The following is a 24,080-nucleotide window of genomic DNA, read 5'->3' on the forward strand; positions in this document are numbered from 1 at the left end:
GATGTTTGATAAAGTACTGATTGCTAACCGCGGCGCTATTGCCGTCCGCATTGAACGGACACTAAAAAAATTAGGTATTGCCTCTGTTGCGGTGTATACAAAAGCAGACCAGGATAGTCTTCATGTAGAAAACGCTGATGAAGCTGTTTTGCTGGGAGAAGGACCAGCAAATGAAAGTTATTTAAATGCCGATTTGATTTTAGAAAAAGCCAGCGAAGTTGGAGCTCAGGCAATTCATCCTGGATATGGCTTTCTAAGTGAAAATGCTGATTTTGCCCGTAAATGCAGCGATAAGGGGATTTCGTTTATCGGTCCTACTCCAGAACAAATGGAGTTATTTGGTTTGAAGCATTCAGCCAGAGATATGGCAAAAAAGGCTGAAGTTCCGCTTCTTCCCGGAACTAATTTAATCGAAAATTTAGATGAAGCACTGTATGAAGCTGAAGCTATTGGTTACCCGGTCATTTTAAAAAGTACAGCTGGCGGGGGCGGCATCGGAATGAGGGTATGTGAAGACGGGCAAGCTCTCGAAGCGGCTTACGACGGGGTCAAACATCTGGCCGAAACAAACTTTAATGATGGCGGCTTGTTTTTAGAAAAATATATAGCAAAAGCACGTCATGTTGAAGTGCAGATTTTTGGAAATCGCTTTGGAGAAGTAACAGCTCTTGGGGAAAGAGACTGCTCTATTCAGCGCCGCAACCAAAAAGTAGTCGAAGAAAGTCCGGCCCCTAATCTAGCAGAAGATGTTAGAACAAAAATGTTACAGGCGGCTGAACGTCTGGCGATGGAAGCAGGCTATCGCAGTGCTGGAACAGTAGAATTCCTTTATGACCCGGACACAGAAGAATTTTATTTTCTAGAAATGAATACGAGGTTACAAGTAGAACATGGTGTTACAGAAGAAGTACTAGATATAGACCTGGTAGAGTGGATGATAAAAGAAGCAGCTGATGAGCTCTTAGATTTGAAAAATAAAATGGAACAACCTGAAGGCCACAGTATACAGGCTCGTATTTATGCAGAGGATTGTCATCATGATTTTCGTCCAAGCGCAGGCTCGCTCGACAGCGCGGTTTTTTCAGAGAAAGCTAGAAATGAAACGTGGGTAAGAAACGGCATTGAAATCACTACGATGTATGACCCAATGCTTTCTAAAATTATTGTTCACGGAAAAAATCGAGAAGATGCCCTGCAAAAACTGAGTAATGTACTAGAGGAGACAAGATTTTACGGCATTACTACGAATCTTTTCTATATCCAGTCTCTTTTGGAAGAAGAAAGTGTTAAACAAGGAGACGTTTATACGAGAATGCTGGAACATTTTTCACCAGGGGAAAACACTCTCGAAGTTATAGATGGAGGAGTACAATCGACCGTACAGGATTGGCCTGGAAGAACAGGACACTGGGATGTTGGTGTTCCGCCATGTGGGGCGATGGATCCGTATTCGTTTAGAATCGGAAATAAACTCTTGGGAAATGAAGATGATGCAAGCGGCATTGAACTTACAATGCGCGGGGGCTCTTACCGTTTTCGAAATAGCCTGTGGTTTTGTATCACTGGAGCAGATATGCAAGCAAATCTTGATAACGAGACAGTACCAAAGTATAAACCAGTTTATGCTGAAAAAGGGCAAGTTCTTGAGTTTGGAGAAGCTGCTGAAGGAATGCGAACCTATTTGCTTATAGAAGGCGGCCTTGATATGCCAAAAATTCTAGACAGCTCTTCTACTTTTACTTTAGGCGGTTTTGGCGGACATGGCGGGCGTGCACTCCGTCCTGGAGATGTGCTTGCAGTCAAAAAAGGAAAGAATTCGATTCAACCAGAAAAACTGTCGTATGCCTATCAGCCGCAGATTACAAACACATGGACAATTGGAGTTATTCCAGGACCTCATTGTACAGAAGAATTTTTACAAGAAGATTATTTAACTCAGCTTTCAGAAACAGAGTGGGAGGTTCATTTTAATAGTTCACGTACTGGTGTACGTCTCATTGGACCTGCTCCAAACTGGACTCGTGAAGATGGAGGAGAAGCAGGATTGCATCCTTCCAATATACATGACAATGCATATGCAGTAGGCACACTTGACTTAACAGGCGATATGCCGATTATATTAGGCCCGGACGGCCCAAGTCTCGGTGGTTTTGTCTGCCCGGTAACAACAGCTTCGGCAGAATTTTGGAAAATCGGTCAGCTGCACCCAGGAGATACTGTTCGTTTTCAACTGCTAACGATTGAAGAAGCAAATGATTTGCGCCAGGTTCAAGAAGAAAATCTAGAAGCAATAGGAACAGGTAATCGAGATGACTTGCCGATGCTTCAGCTTCCAGCAGAGCAGCAATCATTTACTCCAGATTATCCGCTATTTATATATGAAGAAACTGGACGACGTTTTCCGGTTGCAATCCGATACAGCGGAGATGAATATATACTCGTAGAATACGGTGAAATGGAGCTGGACTTAAAACTGCGTTTTCAGGTGCAAGTGTTAATGGAAGCTATCGCAGAAGACGGAAATATTCCAGTCATAGAAATGACGCCGGGAGTACGGTCTCTGCAAATCCATATTGATCCGCTGAAAATGACCGCGTATGAAGCGGGCGAGAAAGTGCTCGAAATTGACAAACAACTTCCTCCACTTGAATCGATAGAAGTACCTTCAAGAATTGTAAGGCTACCATTGTCTTGGAATGACCCATCTACACAGCTTGCAACGGAACGCTACCAGCAAAATGTACGTCCTGATGCACCCTGGTGTCCTGATAATCTCGAATTTATTCGACGTATTAATGGGCTCGATAGTATTGAAGATGTAAAGAAAATTGTTTTTGATGCGAACTATCTTGTACTTGGGCTCGGTGATGTTTACTTAGGAGCACCGCTTGCAACACCAACAGATCCACGCCACCGTCTCGTTACAACGAAATACAATCCAGCGAGAACGTGGACACCAGAAAATGCTGTTGGCATCGGCGGAGCCTATATGTGTGTTTATGGGATGGAAGGCCCTGGCGGCTATCAATTTGTCGGTCGAACCATTCAAATGTGGAACCGGCTTCAGTCTACGAAAAGTTTTGAACCAGGAAAACCGTGGCTGCTGCGTTTCTTTGACCAAATTCAATATTACCCGGTAGAAGCTGATGAGCTAATGAAGATGAGAGAAGATTTTTTACGAGGTCGATTTGAAGCAGATATTACGGAAACGACATTTAACCTCGGCGAATATTTAGAGTTTCAAGAGTCTATCAAAGAAAGAGCAGAAGAGTTCCGTGCCAACCAACAAGCGGCTTTTAATGCGGAGAGAGAACGGTGGAAGGAACTTGGAATTGCTGAACATGTCGGTGAAGAAAACAGCGGTAGTGCTATCGTAGAAGAAGAGCTGCCTGAAGGAGAAACTGCAGCGCGCTGCACGATGCCGGGAAGCGTTTGGAAAGTACTCGTAGAGCCAGGGCAGTATGTGAAAAAGGACGAGACGATTATTATTGAAGAAAGCATGAAGATGGAGTTTCCGCAGCACGCCCCTTGTGAGGGATATATTCACTCAGTGCATGTCGAGCCGGGAGATGAAGTACAAGCTGGACAGCTGATTGCTGGTATTGCCGAAGAAAAAGAAAGCGAGGTGCCTATTACATGAACAGAAAACTCACCATTTTAGGTCTTCAACAAGCCTATAAAAATCAAGGAACAACGCCAAAGGAAGTAATCGAAACCATTGTCGAGCAGGCAAAAGCAGACGAGGACATGAATATTTGGATTACCCCTCCTTCTCTGGATTGGATCCTTCCCTACCTAAAGAACTTGGAGGAAATGGATCCGGAAGATGCTCCACTCTGGGGAGTACCGTTTGCATTGAAAGACAATATTGACTTGGCAGGTATACCTACTACTGCGGGCTGTCTTGATTATGCTTATACACCGCCTGAACATGCAGCTGTTGCGGAAAGATTAATAGCGGCAGGTGCCATTCCAGTAGGCAAAACAAATTTAGATCAATTTGCAACTGGTTTAGTTGGGACAAGAAGTCCCTACGGGGAAACGCATAATAGTTTACGTGAAGAACTCATTAGCGGCGGATCCAGCGCAGGTTCTCCTGTAGCGGTTGCCAGGGGACAGGCAGCTTTTGCCCTCGGTACAGACACAGCTGGTTCTGGTCGTGTACCAGCAGCATTAAATAACCTTGTCGGCTTTAAACCTTCTTTAGGAGCTTGGCCGATAAAGGGTGTTGTACCAGCTTGTGAGAGCCTTGATTGTGTTACCGTGTTTTCTCATAGTTTACAAGAAGCTCTAGAAGTGGATGCCGTTGTCCGCGGGGAAGACGAATCAGATCCTTGGTCTAAATCGATGACCACTCCGGCAGGAAAGCAGCCAGAGAGAGTCCTATTACCAAAAGAAACACCATCTTTTTACGGACCATATGCAGAAAAATATGAAGAAGCCTGGAAAAAAGCTGTGGGACGACTTGGGGAATTGGATATGAAGACAGAGTATATTGATACAAATTTATTTTCAGAAGCTGCAAGCATTCTTTACGGAGGACCATGGATTGCGGAACGCTGGGCTGCTTTAGGTGATTTTATAGAAAAAAATCCAAACAGTGCTTTTCCAGTAACGGAACAAGTATTGTGTTCTGGTTCTAGTGATAAATATGATGCAGCTTCTGTCTTCCATGCTATTCATAAACTGCAGGCAATCAAACTAGAAACGAAAAAACTATTAAAAAATGCTGTTCTGGCGCTGCCTACATGCGGTGGCACATGGACAAGAGAACAGGTTCGCAAAGATCCCATTCAGACAAATAACGACATGGGGCGCTACACTAATCACTGTAATCTGCTTGATTTAAGTGCAGTCGCCGTTCCTGGAAAAGAAGCTGACAAGGATCTCCCTTTTGGCATTACGTTGTTTGGTTTAGCAGAAAGTGAAAATCTCGTTTTCGGAGCAGCGGCAGCATTTTCAAAAGAAACGATTCAAACTGCGCCAAACAGTTCGGAACAGGAAACTACTTTGGTTGCTGTATGCGGACTTCATATGAGAGGTTTTCCTTTGGAACAGCAGATGTATGATCATGGGGCACGATTTGTGCAGGAAGCTAATACAGCACCGAAGTATAAATTTTATAAACTGCCTAGCGAACCGATAAAACCAGGCTTAATCAAACAACCAGAAGGTGGAGATTCTATTCAGCTTGAAATCTGGGAAATGCCTCTCACAAGCTTTGGCAGCTTTACAGCACAAATTCCAGCACCCTTAGGAATCGGTAAAGTAGAACTTGAAGATGGTAAGGAAATACCCGGATTTGTATGTGAAGGGTATGGAGAAAAAGAGGCTGAAGACGTTACCACTCTTGGAAGCTGGGATGTAGTTGTTCAGTCATAGTGTTCATAAGGAGAAGCTGCTCTTTTAATAGACATTATGGTAAGATTCTTAGTTTCTCCATTAAAGCAAGCATTCTTTAAACATGCTCAGATGTCTGTTCTGTTCGATCAGAAAAGCGAAAGCGCCTTGCTCACGAGCGACAAGTCCTGGAGAGGCGGCATATGGAAAGCTGATCTTTGCTTTCCATTGACGAACCGAAGGAATCTTGAGCGAGTAGGCGCTTGCGCTAGACATGTAAAACGCCAACTATTTATCATTTCTTACCTTTTGAGAAAGGGCTATCCCAAATTTATTGAGATAGCCCTTTTAGAGCGCCCTTTAATGTTTAGCCGATTCTTTTCTCAAAAGATACCTCTGAATCTTCCCGCTTGGTGTTTTAGGAAGACTATCGACAAATTCTACTTCCCTTGGGTACTGGTGTTTAGATAATTTTCCCTTTACAAAATCACTTAATTCTTTCGCTAGCTCATCAGACCCCTGAAAAGATGGATTCAAAACGACAAATGCTTTTACAATTTCACCTTTTGCGCTATCAGGTTTACCTACTACAGCAGCTTCACCCACTGCTGGGTGTTCAATGAGGCTGCTCTCTACTTCAAACGGACCAATTCGATATCCTGCGCTTGAAATAATATCGTCATCGCGGCCTTGGAACCAAAAATATCCTTCTTCATCTTGATTTGCTAAGTCACCAGTTTTAAACCATTTTCCGAGCATTTTACTTTCCGTTTTTTCGGGATCATTCCAATACCCAAGGAAAAAATGGGGGAAATGAGTGGTATCTACTACAATTTGCCCTACATCTCCCCTTTTCACGGGATTTCCTTCATTATCTACTATTGCAATATGAAAACCCGGTGCAGGAAGTCCCATAGAACCTGGTTTAACCGTCATGTCCGTCACATTTAAATTGTTAACAATCATACCTGTTTCTGTTGCACCATATTGATCATAAATTTCCCGGCCGAAATTTTCTCTAAAGAAGCGTACTACTTCTGCGTTTAGAGGTTCTCCAGCACTGCTGAATTTTTTGACTTGGATGTTATATTTCTGGACAAGTTCAGAGCCTGCAGCCATCATCATTCTAAAAGCAGTAGGTGCATAAGCAAAATTGGAAATTTTATATTCTTCAAGTAATCTATAAACAGTGGCAACGTCAAATGGTCCTTTATAGGAAAGAATAGAGATTCCAAAACTTAAAGGAGCAAAAGTACAATTGATAAGGCCGAATGCCCAGCCCGGATCAGCACCTCCATATAATCGATCATCATGCTCAACACCTATGCCGTATTTCAAAAATGGATAGGAACTAACAAAAATTTTGTGCGCCCATACAGCTCCCTTTGGTAAACCAGTTGAACCAGAAGTGTATTGAATAGCGCATGGGTCCATCACATCGGTTTTTTCTGTCTCGTGTTCAGCAGAAAAGGAGTTAATATATTCCCAAAATGTTTGTCCGTTTCTTGTAAGGCCGTCAATCAGTATAAGTTCTGTAGAAATATCTATTCCCTTTAATTTATTTGCTTGTTCTTGATTTGTAAGTAAAATTTTGCATTCAGCGTTCTCAAGCCTGTATTTAATTGCTTCAGGGCCGAAAGCTGTAAATAAAGGGACATAGACAGCGCCGATTTTCCAAACCGCCAGTACGGTAACGTACAGTTCCATATCCTTCCCTAGAAGACCAGCTACGCGATCCCCTTTTTTTACTCCTTTCGATCGAAGTGCATTAGCCATTCGATTAGACTGTTCTTTTAGTTTTCGAAAGGTCCATGTTTCTTTGTGTCCTGCTTCATTTTCCCAGTAAATGGCGATACGGTCAGGGGCGTCTGCCCAACGATCACAACACTCATGGGCTGCATTGAAATATTCATTCATATCCCAATCAAATGTACTTATTACTTCTTCCCATGAAAAACGATTCATCAGTTCTTCGTATTTCATTATTATCACCTCAAAATATAATAATAAATTTTAAAGCGCTTTCAAAAAATGTTATTTACCAGGCCTTTTCTAATAGAGAAAATATTTCTTTATTCAAGTCGTTTGTTTCCAAAACAACCGTATTTTCTTCTCCCTGAATGTCCATAAGTATATGGCGGACTACTTCCGTAAGGCTTTCTTTTGTTACATTAAAATCTCTTAATTGATGGGGTATGTCTAAATCCAGAATAAGATTTTTAATAAGAGTCGGCGACATTTCCGCTTTTTCTTTTACATTTTTATATGGGTCTGTTTCTCCTAATGCTTCCGGAATCTGAGCTTGTGCTTCATAGGTACGCGGCAAGAGAAACGTCATCACATGCGGAAGCATAATAGCTGACGTCATTCCGTGAGGTATATCATACGTGGAGCCCAACTGATGGCCGATACTGTGTGAAAGCCCTAACTTAATATTTACAACAGAAAACAAAGAAAGCCATGCCCCCATTTGACACTCAAGACGGTATTCCAAGTGGGACGGATTCTTTTTACTGAGTGGTAAATATTTATACAATTTCTTTAAAGCTTGTAAAGCTAATCCTGTGTTTACTGGATTAGGAAAAGGAGAATAAAGCGTTTCTACTGCATGATCGACAGCTCGCATACCAGTAGAAGCCCAAAGCCAGTCCGGTGTGTCCTGTGTAAAAACTGGATCTAAAAAGACGAAAGATGGTGTCATATTTAAATGAGAAAACTTATATTTGGCACGATTTTTACTGCTTGTGATTCCTGCGATGCTTGTAAATTCAGCGGCTGATAATGTCGTTGGAATGGCGATGTGAGGAACATAATGAGACATGTTTAGAGGTTTTTCTGCAACGTTTACGGAATAAGGATAAATCTCTTCTTCTGATTGGATATTCTCTGCTAGAACAAAAGAAAGAATTTTTCCGGCATCAATAGGACTGCCTCCCCCGCAGCTGATAATCAGATCAGGGTTAAAGCGGGTTATCTCTTGAATGTTTTGCATTAACACATTACCTGGAACATGTTGTTTTAAAATCGCTTCATACGTTTCGATTTGGTTTGCATGAAGCAGTTGGACCAAGTTCTCGTATGGACTTGTTTTAAGCATGCTGTTAGTAGTTACCATTAAGACTTTACTAGCTTTTAACTGCTGTATCTCATGAATTATCTCTTGATCGACTACATTTACTCCATAATGAATTCGGTCAACAGGAAGATATTGATAAATCATAATGAAAATCCTTTCTCTATTCATTTTTCCAAACTTCTTTACTGCTTATTGAGTAGAGCAGTTATAGGGATAGATATGTATATGTCGAAAAACCCTTATCAAAGGAGTAAGCTAGTTCAGTTGAGGCGGCAATCTGTAAAAGAGTTAGCGGCAGCAAAAAAGTCTGCGGATCTGCTTAATATCGACAAAAAACTTATATTTGCAAAGACAGTGACTATTGGTCACTTAGTAAAGTTATGTTATATTAACTTTTAATAATTGTCAATATTATATATTTTCAAAAAATTAAGGGTGTGTTTATATGACGACACGAAAACAGCAAGCAAAACAGACAAAAAAGAAGCTGTTAAACTCAGCTATTGAATTAATAAGTACATATGGCTATCAGCATGTGACAGTAGATAAAATTGTTGAATATTCTGGTGTATCAAAAGGTACGTTTTATATATATTTCAAATCAAAACATGAAATCTTTTTACACATCTTCGATGAAATGGATCATTTTTATAAAACTTTTACAAAAATGCTGCCAAATCATTTAAGTGCTGCGGAAAAAATAATTAAATTAACGGAAGGGCAGATGGAATATATAAGCGGTACAATTGGTAAAGAATTGGTAAGAGTCATTTATCTTAGTAATCCTGAAAGCCAGAGTCATCTCTCAAAAACGGATAGATTGATTTATCAGCTTGTAAATTCATACGTGTGCCAAGGACAAGAAAATGAAGAATTTACTATGGCTTACGACTCGGAAGAAATGACTTTGCTGATTACAACATGGATGCGCGGGGGAATTTATGATTGGGCTATTTCATCACATAATAATTTAACAAATCAAAGTGTGAAGCAGGTCAAAATCCTTTTACGAGCGTTAAAGAAGTAATTATTAAATACTATAAAATATGTTAAATTTTCTTAATTTTATTAAAATTATGTTGCTTTTTAATTTGATGTGCGTATATAATGTCGTTGAAAGCGATTACCAAAGTTGGGGGGATAAAGTATGCCATTACATCCACAAGCAAAAGCTTTTTTGGATCAAATTGCAGCAGCAAAAGCAGAAGGTGCTCCTGCAATCGAGGAAATGACGGTGGAAGAAAACCGAAATGCACTTCTTGAAAACTTTAAAGCCATAGGCGGAGAACCCGAAAATGTGGCAAAAGTTGAAGATTTATCCATTCCAGTTAACGGTACAGACATTGATATTCGCATTTATACTCCTGAAGGTGAAGGTCCGTTTCCTGTATTTGTTTACTATCCTGGCGGCGGCTGGGTAACAGGAGATTTAGAGGTTGCGGATTCTACTCTACGAGCTGTTACGAATGTTTCTGAATGTTTGGTTGTATCCGTTCATTACAGACTTGCCCCTGAACACAAGTTTCCTGTTGCACCTGAAGATTGCTATGCAGCTACAAATTGGGTTTCAGAAAATATTTCTAAGTACAATGGAGACCCAGACCGCTTAGCAGTTGGAGGAGACAGTGCCGGTGGCAACCTGGCTGCAGTAGTACCTTTGATGGCTAAAGATCGTGGCGGCCCATCTATCGCTTATCAGTATTTAATCTATCCTGTAACTGATTTTACTTTTGATACGGGATCATATCGGGAAAATGGAGAAGGCCACTTTTTAGAAACGGCAGGTATGCATTGGTTTGCTGATCATTACATTGACAAAGAAGATAGAACAAACCCTTATGCCGCACCGCTTCGTGCAGATGACTTGAGCAATCTTCCCCCCGCACTAGTAATTACTGCAGAATACGATGTATTACGAGATGAGGGCGAGGAATATGCTGACCGTCTAAAAGAAGCTGGGGTTCCTGTTGAACGCACACGATATGATGGTCAGATTCACGGATTTTTCTGGATGTCTGGAATTATGGATGATGCGAGAAAGTCGATTGAACAAGTCGGAAACTCCTTAAAGAAAAATCTTTCGTACAAGCATTCTAGTTAATAATAAATCTAATTGATAAAGAGCCGTTCCACAGGGGACGGCTTTTTTAAAAGGTAAGAAATTATAAATAGTTGGCGTTTTACATGTCTAGCGCAAGCGCCTACTCGCTCGAGACTCCTTCGGTTCGTCAATGGAAAGCAAAGATCAGCTTTCCATGTGCCGCCCCTCCAGGACTTGTCGCTCGTGAGCAAGGCGCTTGCGCTTTTCTTACAAGGTAAGAAATTATAAATATGTGGCGTTTTTGATGTCTAGCTTCAGCGCCCAGCCGCTCAGGCGCACACGATGTGGGTCAGTTCAGCGTTGTCACAGGACGTGACGGTTTTAGCTGAACGTCTTATGTCTTCCCTTTCGACTCCGGGCCGCAGGCGACCCTGCGCGAAAGTCCAGGACCTGTCGCGGCTGACCAGGGCGCTTGCGCTTTTCTTACACTGATAGGAAAATATAAAATTTTAGAATGGATCAATCATCGACGTCGTCAAAATTTTGATGAAATCAGTATAAGTTCAACTAAGCAATCGTCTTCACCTAAAGGCTTGGCGTAGTTTTCTTTAGTAATGAATTATAAACATAATAGACGATAGATTGTAAAAATAAGCCAAGAAAAGATTGAGGAATGAATAAAAGGTTGTTATAATAAAACAAACAACTGTTTGAAATGTAAGGGAAGGCGGTCGTCATGTTGAATGAAGTAAAAAAACGTTCCTTTAATACAAAAAAATCAAGTGAAAAGTTTACAAAAATAGTAAGTGCTGCTGCGGAAATCTTTAGAATCAAAGGGTATAAAGAAGCTACACTTGAAGATATTGCGAATGAAGTCGGAATGCTAAAAGGAAGTCTTTATTACTACATCAGCAAAAAAGACGATCTACTGTATGAGGTAGTACAAAGACCTTTATATGAAATGACCATAAATCTAAAAAATATAGCAGAATCACAATCCAGTCCTACTGAAAAATTAGAACGAGCTTTAAAAAATCATGTCGATAGCTTTGAAAAATATCAATCAGAACTTTTTGTTTGGATATCTATAGAATGGTTTCATTCTGATTTTGGCGGGGAAATTGCTGATTTAGGTAACGAATATGATCGTCTATTTAGAAAAATCATTTTAGAAGGTGTCGAAACGAATAACTTTCGAAATGATTTAGATCCTAAATTAATGGTTTTCGCTATTTTTGGTATATATAACTATATGCAGCGGTGGTATTCTACGGAAAGCCACTATTCCATGGATGAAATAGGAAAACAATTTGAAAAGTTTGTGCGGCAGGCTGTCGCAAATTTCGACAAGCGATAGGCTGAACACATCATCTTCTATATACTTACCAATAAAATAACCTGCTAACACGAAAATGCTTCACAGTAGTTGGAGCATTTTATTTTTCCCTCCTGACCATTGAAGAACCTGTTTCACTTAATTTCGACTGAGCATTTTTAGAAAAACGTGGCTAACCGCCAAGCCAAATAGCGGAAGTCATCGTTTTGCTTATACTTTGATCCTTTAACAAAGTTTAAAAATCGAATAAAAAATTTTCTAAAAATTTAAAATAAAAGTTTACAAATATCGAGTGAGCTTTTATAATATAAACAAACAAACAGTTGTTTGAAAATGTTTGACTCTGTTATGAATGTTCATTCAAGGAGATGGTGAGGATGTTCGATTCAATAGAAGTGGCTGTAGAAGAACTGAAAAAAGGAAACATAGTCATTGTTTGTGATGATGAAGATCGGGAAAACGAAGGGGATTTTTTAGTATTAGCGGAACAAGCCACACCGAAAGCAATTAATTTTATGATTAAGCATGGCAGGGGGCTTGTGTGTACACCAATAGATAGAAGCTATGCTGCAAAATTTTGTCTTTCTCCGATGGTAGATAATAATACAGATCCGCACCATACCATGTTTACTGTGAGTGTAGATCATACATCGACCACCACAGGTATCTCTGCTTTTGATCGGTCAGCCACGATACAAGCAATCGTTAACAGCGAAACTACAGAATCTGACTTTAAAAAACCTGGACATATATTTCCTTTAATAGCCAAAGACGGAGGCGTATTGAGACGTGCAGGTCACACGGAGGCTGCTGTTGACCTGGCCAAGTTATGTGATAGTAAACCAGCAGGCGTTATTTGTGAAATCATAAAAGAAGACGGCAGTATGGCCAGGGTTCCGGATCTGATGAAAATTGCTAAACAATTTGATTTGAAAATGATTACGATAAAAGATTTAATTCAGTTCCGGCGTCAAAAAGAAAAACTAGTCTCTAAAGAAATAGAAATCAACCTCCCAACAACATACGGCAATTTTAAAGCCTTAGGTTACTCCGACACAGTGGAAAACAAAGATCATGTTGCTTTAATAAAAGGAGATATCACGTCGGAGAAAGTACCTTTAGTTCGTGTACACTCGGAGTGTTTAACAGGTGACGTGTTCGGATCTTGCCGGTGTGACTGTGGATCACAGCTTGAAGCAGCACTGCAGCAGATTTCGATGTCAGATTGCGGCATTTTGTTGTATATGAGACAAGAAGGACGAGGGATAGGCCTTTTAAACAAAATGAAAGCTTACAAATTGCAAGAAGAAGGTTATGACACTGTTGAAGCTAATGAAAAATTAGGTTTTCCTCCTGACCTTCGGGATTATGGTATTGGCGCTCAAATCCTTCGTGACATAGGGGTAACAAAGATGAACTTGTTAACGAATAATCCCAAAAAAATCAAAGGATTAAACGGTTATGGATTAAAAGTGATTCACCGTGTCCCACTTCAGTTTCCTCACGATAAAGATAACGAAAAATACCTCAAAACAAAACAGAAAAAGTTAGGGCATTTATTGTCCGTGTAAGAGAAGGGTCTGCACTTTATTAATGTTCAAAGCATGAACATTTAAATCCTTGAAGGAGGAAAGAAAATGAGGCTTTCTGGAAAAGTAGCTATCGTAACAGGTGCCGGTTCAGGGATTGGAAAAGAAACTGCCTTGAGATTTGGGAAAGAAGGAGCAAGCGTTGTATGTTATGACCTTAAAGGTCAGGAAGAAACAGTTACAGAGATCAAGAAAACAAATGAACAAGCTATCGCTTTTAGAGGAGACATTACAAATAGTTCAGATTGGGAAAATGTTGTCAAAGCAACAAAGGATCAATTTGGAACAATTGATATATTAGGAAATATTGCCGGAGTTACTTCAAGAGGGTCTGATAAATTAATAGACCAAACAGAAGAAGAGTGGGATCGAATGATTAACATAGATCTTAAGGGTGCTTTTTTAGGGATGCGAACAGTAATTCCTGAAATGTTGAAAAAGAAAAAAGGAAAAATTATAAATATTGCTTCTTTAGCCGCTCATGTTGGTTTGACCAACTTAGTATCTTATTCAGCAGCTAAAGGTGGGGTAGCTGCAATGTCCAGACAGGTAGCGATGGAATATGCAAGAGACAATATTCAAGTCAATGCCGTCTCACCTGGAATAATTGACACTCCTATCTTAGGAAACAACACCCCGGAAATGACGAAAGCTTTTTCGGAGGCCACCCCGGCTGGGCGGTTAGGAAAACCAGAAGAAGTAGCTAATTTGATACTTTTTCTAGCATCTGAAGAAGCCGATTTTATTACTGGTCAAGTGTGGAAAGTAGACGGGGGCTGGGGATCTCAGTGATCTTATTATTTTGAATTTTTGTAATTAGTTTATTAATAACTGCTTTTGCAGTTATTAAAATAAATATTTTATGAGGAGTGTTTTAAATGAAATTTGGACTTTTTTATGTGTTGGAATGTTATGATGGCAAATATGAAAAGGCTTACAACGAGATGCTAGAGCAAATTCAGTATGCGGAAGAATTAGGATTTGAAAGTGTTTGGCTGGCAGAGCATCATTTTACAGCTTATGGTAGTATGCCGTCCCCGCAAGTAGCTGCAGCCGCTATCGCTCAGGTAACAAAGACAATGGATATTGGAATGGCCGTATGTAACTTAAACTTTGATAACCCTGTTCGAATTGCTGAGGACTTTGCGATGGTCGATAATTTAAGTAACGGACGTCTGAAATTTGGTGCAGGCCGCGGCTATCAGCCTATAGAGTTTAAAGGTCTTGGACTTGAAATGAAAGATACTAGAGAAGTGTTTTGGGAAAGTGTAGATATCATTAAAGGATTGTGGTACAACGACTCCTTCAGCTATGATGGAAAACATTATCAACTAGAGAATGTGTCATTAACACCGAAACCAGTACAAGAGAGAATTCCATTTTATTTAGCTGCTATCAGCCCGGCAACCTTTGACATTGCTGTTGAAAAAGGAATGACCGAGTTTATGTGTACTCCTACATTGATGGATATGAATGAATTGAAAAAATATATTTCTGAGACTAGAAGCCGAATGATCAAACAAGGAATTAATCCTTCTATTCATATGAACTTACAAATGAACATAGCGGATACACAAGCACAAGCGATTAAAAATGTAGAAAAAGAAATGGCCCGCTATTTTGACACGGTGTTAAATCAAGTGCCTGGAGCAAGAGGAGAAAAAGCGGCTGAAAGTTATGAAAGATTTGCAGAAGTGGCTCAAGAAATGTCCGGTCCAGTTGATGTGAAAGGTTTGAATGAAGCAGGTATTGCTCTATTAGAAGATCCAGATACGGCCATCGAAAAGCTTGAGGATATCGAAAAATATGGAATTACTAGTATGTCTAACTGGTTCCGAATGGGTGATATGGAACACCGGAAAGTCATGAAAACAATGAAAAACTTTGCTCGTGATGTAATGCCGTATTTTAAGCCAACAGGAAAAAAGACTGTCACTCAGTAACATGAGAAAGCTTTGACAGCATATGGTAAGCACTTACAAAAGCAGCCATCGAACTTCGTGTTGATACCAAAAAGATAGCATGTCCTGTGCAAGCCAGTTCGAGGTTGACACAGGACGTACTTCCAAACACTGATGAGCTTACACGTTCACACTTGTCTTCAACAAACGGCCTTTGCCATAAGGGGTCAGCGTCCGGCCTAGTTATTCTAAAAGAATGTTTTTTTACATTCACATTTTAAAAGAGAAGGGGCAGTATGATTATGAGTACGGTTAGTAACTTAACGTTAGAACAACGTATTGCTGCTTTAGAGGCTCGTGAAGAGATTAAAGAAGTCATTGCAAACTATAATCATGGTGTAGATAAAAAAGATGAAGAATTGTTTTTAGATATTTGGGAGGATGATGCAGTCTGGGATATTGGGGATCCGTGGGGGTACTGCTCGAACAAAAAAGAAATATTAGAAAAAACGAAAGCAATATGGGAAGGTCTTCCAGAAACGCATCATCATGCTACAAATCATGTAATTAATGTAGAGATTGAAAAAGGAACTGCTACTGCCGTTGCAGATGTGGAAGCTACGGCTACAAATGCTGTAGGTGTACCTTTATTAATATCAGCCACATATTGGGATGATTTGAGTAATCGAACGGGAAAATGGCGGCTGCAAAAAAGAAAAGTGAAAATATACTATATGACACCTGTGTTAGAACCATGGTCTGATGATCCGAAAACTCGTATTAATCCGAAGCTGGATTAAACGTTTATTTGAGCTCTATTATCCGGGGGAGCGCGAACAAAACTGTGGGGATTAAAAAAATTATCACACGGAATAATTTGTAAACAGCGTGATTACCGTAAATATATTAACGGCACAAAAGAGTGGGGAGCCCATAAATATAGACTATGTTAAAGGGGGCTGTCTCAAAAGGTTAGTTTAGGGTGTGATGGTTATCTAGCAACTGGAATATGCGAGACGCCTGCGGGAAATAGGGAAGCGTGAATACCTCACAGTGATGGGGGCTCACGAGGAACCGTTACCAGAGGAAAGCGGGTATATTCCAGTTGCGCTTGCCGAGAACTAACTTATGGGACAGCTCCTTTGAAATATATTTTACAGTAATTTCAAAAACAAAAAAGTAGATTCACTGGCGTTATCTTCTAGACTGATAAAAGGAAACCAAAGCATTTGCCATAAGGACTCGGCAAACAACTTGTGTATGGCTGAAATTAAAACAACTGTTTGGTATCTTAGTGGTCATCCGCTCCACCATTATAACTGTTGTTTGAGGAGGGGAATTAATGAGTCAACACGTATTTCAAGAAACTATTCCTATTCGTGAGGGGGAGAATTTTGATCAAAATGCGGTAAAAAAATACTTAATAGAAAATATAGAAGATTTCCCAGAAGAGCCTTTAGAAGTGGAGCAGTTTTCGACAGGAGTATCCAATTTAACCTACTATTTACGTTCTGGGAATTGGGAGGCGGTGATGCGGCGGCCCCCCAATGGACCATTGCCACCCAAGGCTCACGATATGAAACGGGAATCTGAGTTTTTAAAAAAGCTATACCCTTATTATTCATTTGTCCCAGAACCATATGTTTTTTGTGATGATAAAAGTGTGATTGGCGTTCCGTTTTATGTTATGGAACGTAAAAAAGGGATCGTGATAGACGAGTCGTTTACCCCAGGTCAAAACATTTCTGAGGATCAACTAAAAACGATATCCTATAATGCGGTAGATGCTCTAGCAGCTTTGCATCAAATTGATTACAAAGAGGCGGGTCTATCTGAGTTTGGATTTCCTGAAGGTTTTTTGAACAGGCAAGTACATGGGTGGATCAAACGATATAATAAATCAAAAACAGACGACGTTCCTTATTTTGAGGAACTAAGTAAGTGGATGGTTAACCATGTCCCCTCCTCCCATGACAGTGCAGTTATTCATAACGACTATAAATTAAATAACATGCTGCTTTCCCCGGACTTGCGTGAGATTAAAGCTATACTTGATTGTGAACTAGCAACGGTTGCTGATCCATTTTTTGATTTAGCCGGAGCATTAGGTTATTGGATAGAAGAGGACGATCCAGACATTCTAAAAGAAAGTTTACCATCTTTAACTGGAACGCCAGGTTTTATTTCAAGGGAAGAATTTATCCATCGCTATGCTCTTAAAACGAAAAAAAATATTCCGGATATGAATTTTTATATGGCTTTCACTTACTTTAAACTTGCTGTTGTATTCCAGCAAATTTATTATCGTTGGAAAATTGGAAAATCAAAAGATGAGAGATTTAAAACATTTGATAAAAGAGTTCGGAATATGATGACCCACGCTTATGAAGTAGTTGATAAAAAGAAGTTTTAATTACAGACTATCAAAAAGGAGCTAGATAACAATGTTTGATTTTAGTCCAACCGAAGAACAGAACGAATTACTGCAAAAAGCTAAAAAGATTATGGAAGAAGATGTTTATCCGGCTGAAGAGTACATTATTCCAGGGAAAGGTTTGCCGGATGAAATTCTAAAACCACTCCAACAAAAAGTAAAAGATCAGAACTTATGGGCTGCGCATTTACCAAAACATGCTGGCGGTTTGGGGCTTGGGGCTGTATTTTTAGGTCTTCTTAATGAAATTTTAGGAAGCAGTGCGATCGGACCACGTGTATTTGGTACTGCCGCTCCTGATACAGGAAATTCAGAAATCCTATTAAATGCAGGGAGCGAAGAACAACGAAAAAAATATCTTGATCCAATCGTAAATGACGAAATAAGATCCTGTTTTGCATTAACGGAGCGAGATGTATCAGGGGCCGATCCGACAGGAATAGAGACACACGCAGAAAAAGATGGAGATGAATGGGTGATTAATGGAAAAAAATGGTTCATAAGCAATGCAGGGATGTCTTCTTTTGTTATTGTTATGGCTGTAACAAATCCAGAAGCTCCTCCACATGAACGTGCGAGTATGTTTATTGTGGATATGGATAACCCTGGAGTTGAAAAAATAAGAGATATTCCAGTAATGGGAGATTACAGTGAAGGGGGCCACTGGGAATTAGGTTTTAATAATTGCCGGGTAAAAGAAGACAGCATGCTGGGGAGTCCTGGTGAAGGATTTAAGTTGGCACAGATGAGATTAGGACCTGGCCGTATAACACATGCCATGCGCTGGCTCGGTGTAATGAACCGAAGCTTCGATCTCATGGTTTCTTATGCTTTGAAAAGAAAGACTCGGGGAGTTCCTTTAGCAGAACAGCAAACCATACAAAATTTCGTAGCAGATTCTGCTGCTGAAATGGCTTCAGCAAGACTGTTAACTCTTCACGCAGCATGGAAAATGGATCAAGGAGAAGATGCTAGAAAAGAAATTTCTTTAATAAAGTTTCATGGTGCTAAAATACTGAATGATGTTATTAATAGAGCAATACAAGTGCATGGTTCACTAGGTTATTCCAAGGATACTCCGTTAGAAGGCTTCTATAGAGAAGCAAGGGCTGCTCATATATATGATGGTCCAGATGAAGTGCATCGCATGGTCGTAGCTAAACGAATCTTTAAAGAGTATAAAAAGCGAGAAAAAGAATTGACTGTTTAGTGGAAAAAGGTATGGGGGGCGTGGTCAAAATGGATAAAGTTTTTGATTTAACAGGAAAAGTAGTTTTAGTCACAGGGGGAAGCCGTGGTATAGGGGCACAAATGGTCCGTGATTTTTCAGATCAAGGAGCAGCTGTTGCAATAGCAAGCAGAAATATAGAAAAATGCATGGAATTAAGCGAGGAACTACAAGGAAAAGGAAGAAAAGCAATCGCTATTCAATGTGATGTTTCTAATATGGATGAAATTTCTGCAATGTTTAAAAAGACAATGGAAGAGTTCGGGAAAATTGACATTTTAGTAAACAATGCGGGGGTTAATACGACAAAACCGGCTACTGAAGTTACAGAAGAAGACTATGATTATATTTTTGATGTGAATATGAAAGGGTTATTTTTCTGCTGTCAACAAGCTGCAAAGATTATGATAGAACAGAATGCTGGTAAAATCATCAACATTTCATCTGTAGGAGGTATAAAACCGTATAAAAGAATTGCGCCGTATACTGCTAGTAAGGCTGCTGTCATTCATTTAACAAAATCACTAGCATCGGAGTGGGCCAGGTATGGAATATTTGTAAACTCCATTGCCCCAGGCTTGATTAGTACAGAAATAAATGAAAAAGAGATGGAAAACGAAGAGTGGCTGGAGAAGATCTTAAAAACTATTCCGCTTAGAAAGTTAGGAGAGCCAAAAGACATTTCATCTATTGCTCTTTATCTTGCATCAGACATGGCAAAGTATGTTACTGGCCAAACATTTAGTATAGATGGAGGAACATTATCAGAGTAGAATTATTCATTAAAAAAGGGGGGGATATTAGTGACGCTGCCTTTGGAATCATTTCGAGTGCTAGACTTAACCCGGCTGCTGCCCGGTCCTTATTGTACGTTATTACTCGCTGATTTTGGTGCTGACGTTATCAAAATTGAAGCACCTAATGGAGGGGATTATGCGAGAGAAGAAGAGCCAAAAATCGGAGATCAGGAGCAGAGTGCAATTTTCGCATCCCTCAATAGAAACAAACGAAGTGTTTCGATAGATTTGAAAACTGAACTGGGGAAGAAAATGTTTATAGATTTAGTAAAGACAGCGGACGTCGTCGTAGAATCTTTCCGCCCAGGTGTCATGAAACGTCTCGGTTTAGATTATGAGGAACTAAAAAAATACAATTCAAAGATAATTTATTGTGCTATTACCGGTTATGGACAAAGTGGTCCTTATGCAGAAGCTGCTGGGCACGACCTTAATTATTTGAGTTATTCAGGCATGATGAATTTGCAAGGAGAACGAAGCGGGAAGCCGCTGCTTTCATCTGTTCAAATTGCTGACATTGGGGGAGGCTCCCTTATGGCGGCAATCGGTATTTTGTTATCCATCATAGAATCAAAGAACTCTTGCAAGGGACAATTTATAGATATTTCCATGTTGGATGGAGCTGTTTCCTGGATGCAAACAATCCTTCCTAACTTCTTTGTATCAAATAGTCACCCGGAAAGAGGGGAGCTGCCATTAAATGGAGGCAAAGCTTGTTATGAAGTATATAAAACAAAAGATAACCGTTATTTAGCTGTGGCAGCGTTGGAAGAAAAGTTTTGGATTCATTTTTGTGAAGTAATCGGAAAAGAAAAATTGATTGCAAAATTGAATGCCCCTGTGGAGGAACAGATGTGGATGAAAGAAGAAATTCAATGCACTATCAGTAAAAAATCATTAAATGAATGGACTGAACTATTTAAAGGGATAGAAGCCTGTGTTTCTCCTGTATTAACAGCAGAAGAAATGATGAGAGACCCACAAATTAAGCATCGGCGTATGATTGAAGAAGTTGATTATCCAGGTGGTGGAATGATGAAACAGCTGGGCATTCCAATTAAGCTTTCAAGGACAGAAGGAGAAATCCGGAGGCCGTCTCCCCGATTAGGCGAGCATAATGATGAAATATTAAGGGAGTTAGGCTATTCCAATGAACAAATTCCTACCTTATAAAAAAATATCTTAAAGCGGGAAACATAACTAAAAATGAATACAGTATATTGTCGTTTTTAGGAGTTTCCCTAGTTCTTTTATACACTGTTATGCCAACATACATCTAAACTTGCACCAACAGAGTGATGAAAATGATGTTAGGTGCCGTAAAAGCTAATTATAGCCAAAAGGCCAGTGTCTGGGTACTTGTCCGACTGTTACATGGGAGGAAAGATTAAAATTTTGAGGTGAGCACTATTTGCGACAAGCCAAGCCTAGAATGGAGAAGAAAAAACATTAAAAAATATTTACAAAGATTCAGAAAAGTATTATAATTCAAACAAACAACTGTTTGAATAGTTGTAAATATTTATTTAGCAGACAACATTGCATTATTCAATCGGAATTTTCCCCCTTTTTCTTCGTCTATAATTAACAAAAATGGAAAGATAACATAAAAGTGTGACACCCCTGCACCGACTCCATAATTCTTTTGTAGTGTTCTAAAAAATGTGGGCTTAACGGTAAAAAAAGCCGCTATAGGAGGAAATGATGTGAAAAAGCTGCCAAAGGCACTTCTTTTTTTGTTATTTGTTATTATTTTTGTAAGCGCTTGCTCTTCGGCTGGTCAAGAAACAAACAGCAGCGGACAAGGCTCAGAGGAAAACAATGGAGAATCTATAACTCTGCGTGTTTCTTCCGCTTTTAGTCAGGAACATGGTTGGTTTCAAGGTTTTTTTACTCCGTGGATGGAAGAAGTAGAAGAAGAGTCTGATGGACAAGTGGAGTTTGAAGTTTTTACTTCAGGTGAATTGGTTACGGTTAATGAGGAATTAGATGCATTGAGAGCAGGCAATATTGATATAGCACTTCCGGCATTCCCTTTATATGATCCCCAAAGATTTCCACTTTCAGAAGTCACAACACTGCCACTTATAAAATCAGATGCAGGCATAGCCACGGAAGCATTTCAAGATTTATTGAGTAGTGATCAAGAGTTAATGGAAGGCAAAACTTTTTATGAGCTTGAATATGGAGAAAAAGAAGTTAGAGCGCTTCCTATGGTAACAACAGAACCGTATCTTTTGACTACTGTTGGGCATCAATTTGATTCGATTGATAGCTTTGAAGGAGTACAGATAAGAACAGGAGGAAGGGTTCATGAAATGTTTACACAGAATATAAACTCTGATACTGTCACTATGCCATTTACAGATATTTATGATGCATTAAGCCGTGGAACGGTTGAAGGAATTATTATGTCCATGTCTGAATGGAAAAGTAATGGGTTGGAAGATTTGTTTCAATACACGATTAAAGGATTTAACCTTGGTCATCATAATGTAGTCATCGGAATGGATGAAGAAAAGTGGAGTAATTTACCTTCTAGTATTCAAGATATTATGGAAAATGCTGCGCGTAAGCATCTTATGGGTGGAGCCGAACATTTAATATCAATCTCTGAAAATACTGAACATGACACAGCAGAAAATGGAGCTGAATTTAAGGATATTGAAGAATTAGACGCTGATGTACAAAAACATTTAATGAAAGCAATGGAAGACACTTGGTTTGAATGGATAAAAACAGTGGAAGATCAAGGAGCACCTGGTAGAGAAGCAGCAAAGCTTTGGAGGGATTTGATTGTAGAGCAGGGTGGAGAAGTGCCAGATGCCATTAAAGAATTAGAGTAATAATGATATAAAAAAGAAGAATTAGTTCTTTTTTCACTTTAGGAATATTTAACTTTGTTAAAGGATCAAAAACTACGTCTTCCGCCATAGACTCGGCGGCAAGCCGAGTTTTTTAAAAGAAAGGAGCAGTGAAATGCCCGAAAACATAGTAATCATCCTTGTGCTTTCTCTTTTCTTTCTTTTCTTAATAGCCGGGCAGCATATTAGTACTTTATTGTTAACATTTGGCATTCTAGGGATCCTTCTCTTAGATGGACCTGGTTCACTTTCTGGATTTTTACTTAACGATCCATTCTCTACCGTTGCAAGCTATACCCTAACAACTGTTCCGCTTTTTGTTCTAATGTCTCAGTTTATTCTGCGGTCTGGAATTGTACAAGATATGTTTAAAATTTTATTCAAACTTTCTCGCGGCAGCTCAGGAATTTTAGGAGCATTAACCATTGTGTTCGGTGCATTAATGGGGGCGGTGGCAGGTTCAGGAACTGCAGCTGCGGCGACATTGGGACAAGTAGCTGTACCTGAGTTAAAAAAATATGGATTTCATGATGAATTATCTGGAGCAATTGCAGCTTCAGGAGGATCATTAGCAGGGCTTATTCCTCCAAGTATCTTATTAATTATTTATGGATCTATCACACAGACATCAATTGGTCACTTATTTATGGCTGCCATTATCCCTGGAATCTTAATTATGCTCGTTTTTATTCTTTGTACTCTCCTTTATTTTAAATTGTATCTAGATTATAAAGATGAACAAACGATTACAACCGTTGAAAAAGAGTCCTTAAGGGTGGGCAGAGTCATAGTAGTAGCAGTTGTCAGCCTGATTATTTTTTCTGTTATATTTATCGGTATATATGCAGGAGTATTCACTCCGACTGAAGCAGGAGGGATCGGCGCCTTTGTCGGTTTTTTAACAGCACTTGTTTTTAAGAAAGTGAACTTGGAGTTTATGAAATTATCTTTTTATGAAACGATTAAAGTAACTTGCATGGTATTTGTTATTATGATTGGTGCACAAATATTTGGAAGATTTGTTTCACTTTCGTTATTGCCAAGACGTTTAGTAGAAATGCTAGATCCCATTTTAGGCTTTCCTATTTTCGTTATTTTTCTGCTGATCATCTTTTACTTTATTCTGTTTATGTTTATCGAAAGTTCCGCAGTTATTTTAATGACAGTTCCAGTTACTTTGCCAATTATCCAAGCTATGGGACTAGATCCTATTTGGTTTGGCGTTCTCGTATGTTTAGTCAGTGTATTAGGGCTGTTAACGCCTCCAATTGGGGTAAGTGTTTTCACAGTCTCAGCTGTTACTAAAATTCCTATTCATAGATTGTTTCGATTTACAACTATTTATGCGTTAATAGCGACGATAGTCGTCGGAGGCATTATTACTATTTTCCCTGAATTGGTAACTTGGCTGCCAAGCAAAATGAGTTAATCATATCAAAAATATATGAAAGGAGGATGAAAAATTTTTTCTACA

General features: G+C 39.5%; 19 protein-coding genes. 16 read left to right on the plus strand and 3 right to left on the minus strand.

Annotated elements, in window-relative coordinates; genetic code table 11:
- Window position 1: 1 nt before the first annotated feature.
- Window positions 2-3,640 (plus strand): urea carboxylase, encoded by a 3,639-nt coding sequence (gene uca / locus FZF09_RS01140; protein WP_158735010.1) that lies wholly within the window; start codon window positions 2-4, stop codon window positions 3,638-3,640.
- Complete coding sequence (gene atzF / locus FZF09_RS01145) at window positions 3,637-5,382, plus strand: allophanate hydrolase (protein WP_158734729.1); 1,746 nt, start codon at window positions 3,637-3,639, stop codon at window positions 5,380-5,382. The genes uca and atzF overlap by 4 nt, the downstream gene beginning before the upstream one ends.
- 60 nt (window positions 5,383-5,442) lie before the next feature.
- Here the strand turns inward: atzF and FZF09_RS01150 are convergent, their stop codons facing one another.
- The 3 genes from FZF09_RS01150 to FZF09_RS01160 form a co-directional block, all read right to left on the minus strand.
- Window positions 5,443-5,616, minus strand: a complete 174-nt coding sequence (locus tag FZF09_RS01150; RefSeq protein WP_158734730.1) for a hypothetical protein — start codon at window positions 5,614-5,616, stop codon at window positions 5,443-5,445.
- A gap of 84 nt (window positions 5,617-5,700) precedes the next feature.
- Window positions 5,701-7,323 (minus strand): acetate--CoA ligase, encoded by a 1,623-nt coding sequence (locus FZF09_RS01155; protein WP_158734731.1) that lies wholly within the window; start codon window positions 7,321-7,323, stop codon window positions 5,701-5,703.
- A gap of 55 nt (window positions 7,324-7,378) precedes the next feature.
- Window positions 7,379-8,584 (minus strand): iron-containing alcohol dehydrogenase, encoded by a 1,206-nt coding sequence (locus FZF09_RS01160; RefSeq protein ID WP_158734732.1) that lies wholly within the window; start codon window positions 8,582-8,584, stop codon window positions 7,379-7,381.
- 277 nt (window positions 8,585-8,861) lie between these two features.
- Between FZF09_RS01160 and FZF09_RS01165 the strand changes: the two genes are divergently transcribed.
- The 14 genes from FZF09_RS01165 to FZF09_RS01225 all read left to right on the plus strand — a co-directional run bounded on the left by FZF09_RS01165 (window position 8,862) and on the right by FZF09_RS01225 (window position 24,035).
- Window positions 8,862-9,443 (plus strand): TetR/AcrR family transcriptional regulator, encoded by a 582-nt coding sequence (locus FZF09_RS01165; RefSeq protein WP_158734733.1) that lies wholly within the window; start codon window positions 8,862-8,864, stop codon window positions 9,441-9,443.
- A gap of 120 nt (window positions 9,444-9,563) precedes the next feature.
- On the plus strand, window positions 9,564-10,517 hold the full coding sequence (locus FZF09_RS01170; protein WP_158734734.1) for an alpha/beta hydrolase: 954 nt from the start codon (window positions 9,564-9,566) through the stop codon (window positions 10,515-10,517).
- A gap of 83 nt (window positions 10,518-10,600) precedes the next feature.
- Window positions 10,601-10,735: a hypothetical protein gene (locus FZF09_RS22930; RefSeq protein WP_255450269.1), complete on the plus strand. Its 135-nt coding sequence runs from the start codon at window positions 10,601-10,603 to the stop codon at window positions 10,733-10,735.
- Window positions 10,736-11,193: 458 nt separating this feature from the next.
- Complete coding sequence (locus tag FZF09_RS01175) at window positions 11,194-11,814, plus strand: TetR/AcrR family transcriptional regulator (RefSeq protein WP_158734735.1); 621 nt, start codon at window positions 11,194-11,196, stop codon at window positions 11,812-11,814.
- 356 nt (window positions 11,815-12,170) lie between these two features.
- Window positions 12,171-13,364, plus strand: a complete 1,194-nt coding sequence (locus FZF09_RS01180; RefSeq protein WP_158734736.1) for a bifunctional 3,4-dihydroxy-2-butanone-4-phosphate synthase/GTP cyclohydrolase II — start codon at window positions 12,171-12,173, stop codon at window positions 13,362-13,364.
- Window positions 13,365-13,430: 66 nt separating this feature from the next.
- Window positions 13,431-14,174 carry an SDR family NAD(P)-dependent oxidoreductase gene (locus FZF09_RS01185; protein ID WP_158734737.1) on the plus strand — a complete coding sequence of 248 codons (744 nt, stop codon included), beginning with the start codon at window positions 13,431-13,433 and terminating at the stop codon, window positions 14,172-14,174.
- A gap of 86 nt (window positions 14,175-14,260) precedes the next feature.
- Entirely contained in the window at window positions 14,261-15,325 is a 1,065-nt protein-coding gene (locus tag FZF09_RS01190; RefSeq protein ID WP_158734738.1) for an LLM class flavin-dependent oxidoreductase, read from the plus strand.
- A gap of 254 nt (window positions 15,326-15,579) precedes the next feature.
- On the plus strand, window positions 15,580-16,083 hold the full coding sequence (locus FZF09_RS01195; RefSeq protein WP_158734739.1) for a nuclear transport factor 2 family protein: 504 nt from the start codon (window positions 15,580-15,582) through the stop codon (window positions 16,081-16,083).
- Between the two features lie 542 nt (window positions 16,084-16,625).
- Entirely contained in the window at window positions 16,626-17,696 is a 1,071-nt protein-coding gene (locus FZF09_RS01200; RefSeq protein ID WP_158734740.1) for a phosphotransferase family protein, read from the plus strand.
- 31 nt (window positions 17,697-17,727) lie between these two features.
- Window positions 17,728-18,927 (plus strand): acyl-CoA dehydrogenase family protein, encoded by a 1,200-nt coding sequence (locus FZF09_RS01205; protein ID WP_158734741.1) that lies wholly within the window; start codon window positions 17,728-17,730, stop codon window positions 18,925-18,927.
- 29 nt (window positions 18,928-18,956) lie between these two features.
- A complete protein-coding gene (locus FZF09_RS01210; protein ID WP_158734742.1) occupies window positions 18,957-19,718 on the plus strand; it encodes an SDR family NAD(P)-dependent oxidoreductase in 762 nt (253 codons plus the stop codon).
- A gap of 30 nt (window positions 19,719-19,748) precedes the next feature.
- Complete coding sequence (locus FZF09_RS01215; RefSeq protein WP_158734743.1) at window positions 19,749-20,915, plus strand: CaiB/BaiF CoA transferase family protein; 1,167 nt, start codon at window positions 19,749-19,751, stop codon at window positions 20,913-20,915.
- Between the two features lie 533 nt (window positions 20,916-21,448).
- Entirely contained in the window at window positions 21,449-22,588 is a 1,140-nt protein-coding gene (locus FZF09_RS01220) for a type 2 periplasmic-binding domain-containing protein (protein ID WP_158734744.1), read from the plus strand.
- Between the two features lie 133 nt (window positions 22,589-22,721).
- Window positions 22,722-24,035, plus strand: a complete 1,314-nt coding sequence (locus FZF09_RS01225) for a TRAP transporter large permease (RefSeq protein ID WP_158734745.1) — start codon at window positions 22,722-22,724, stop codon at window positions 24,033-24,035.
- Window positions 24,036-24,080: the final 45 nt, after the last annotated feature.

The organism is Alteribacillus sp. YIM 98480, from assembly GCF_009765375.1.
Lineage (GTDB): Bacteria > Bacillota > Bacilli > Bacillales > Marinococcaceae > Alteribacillus.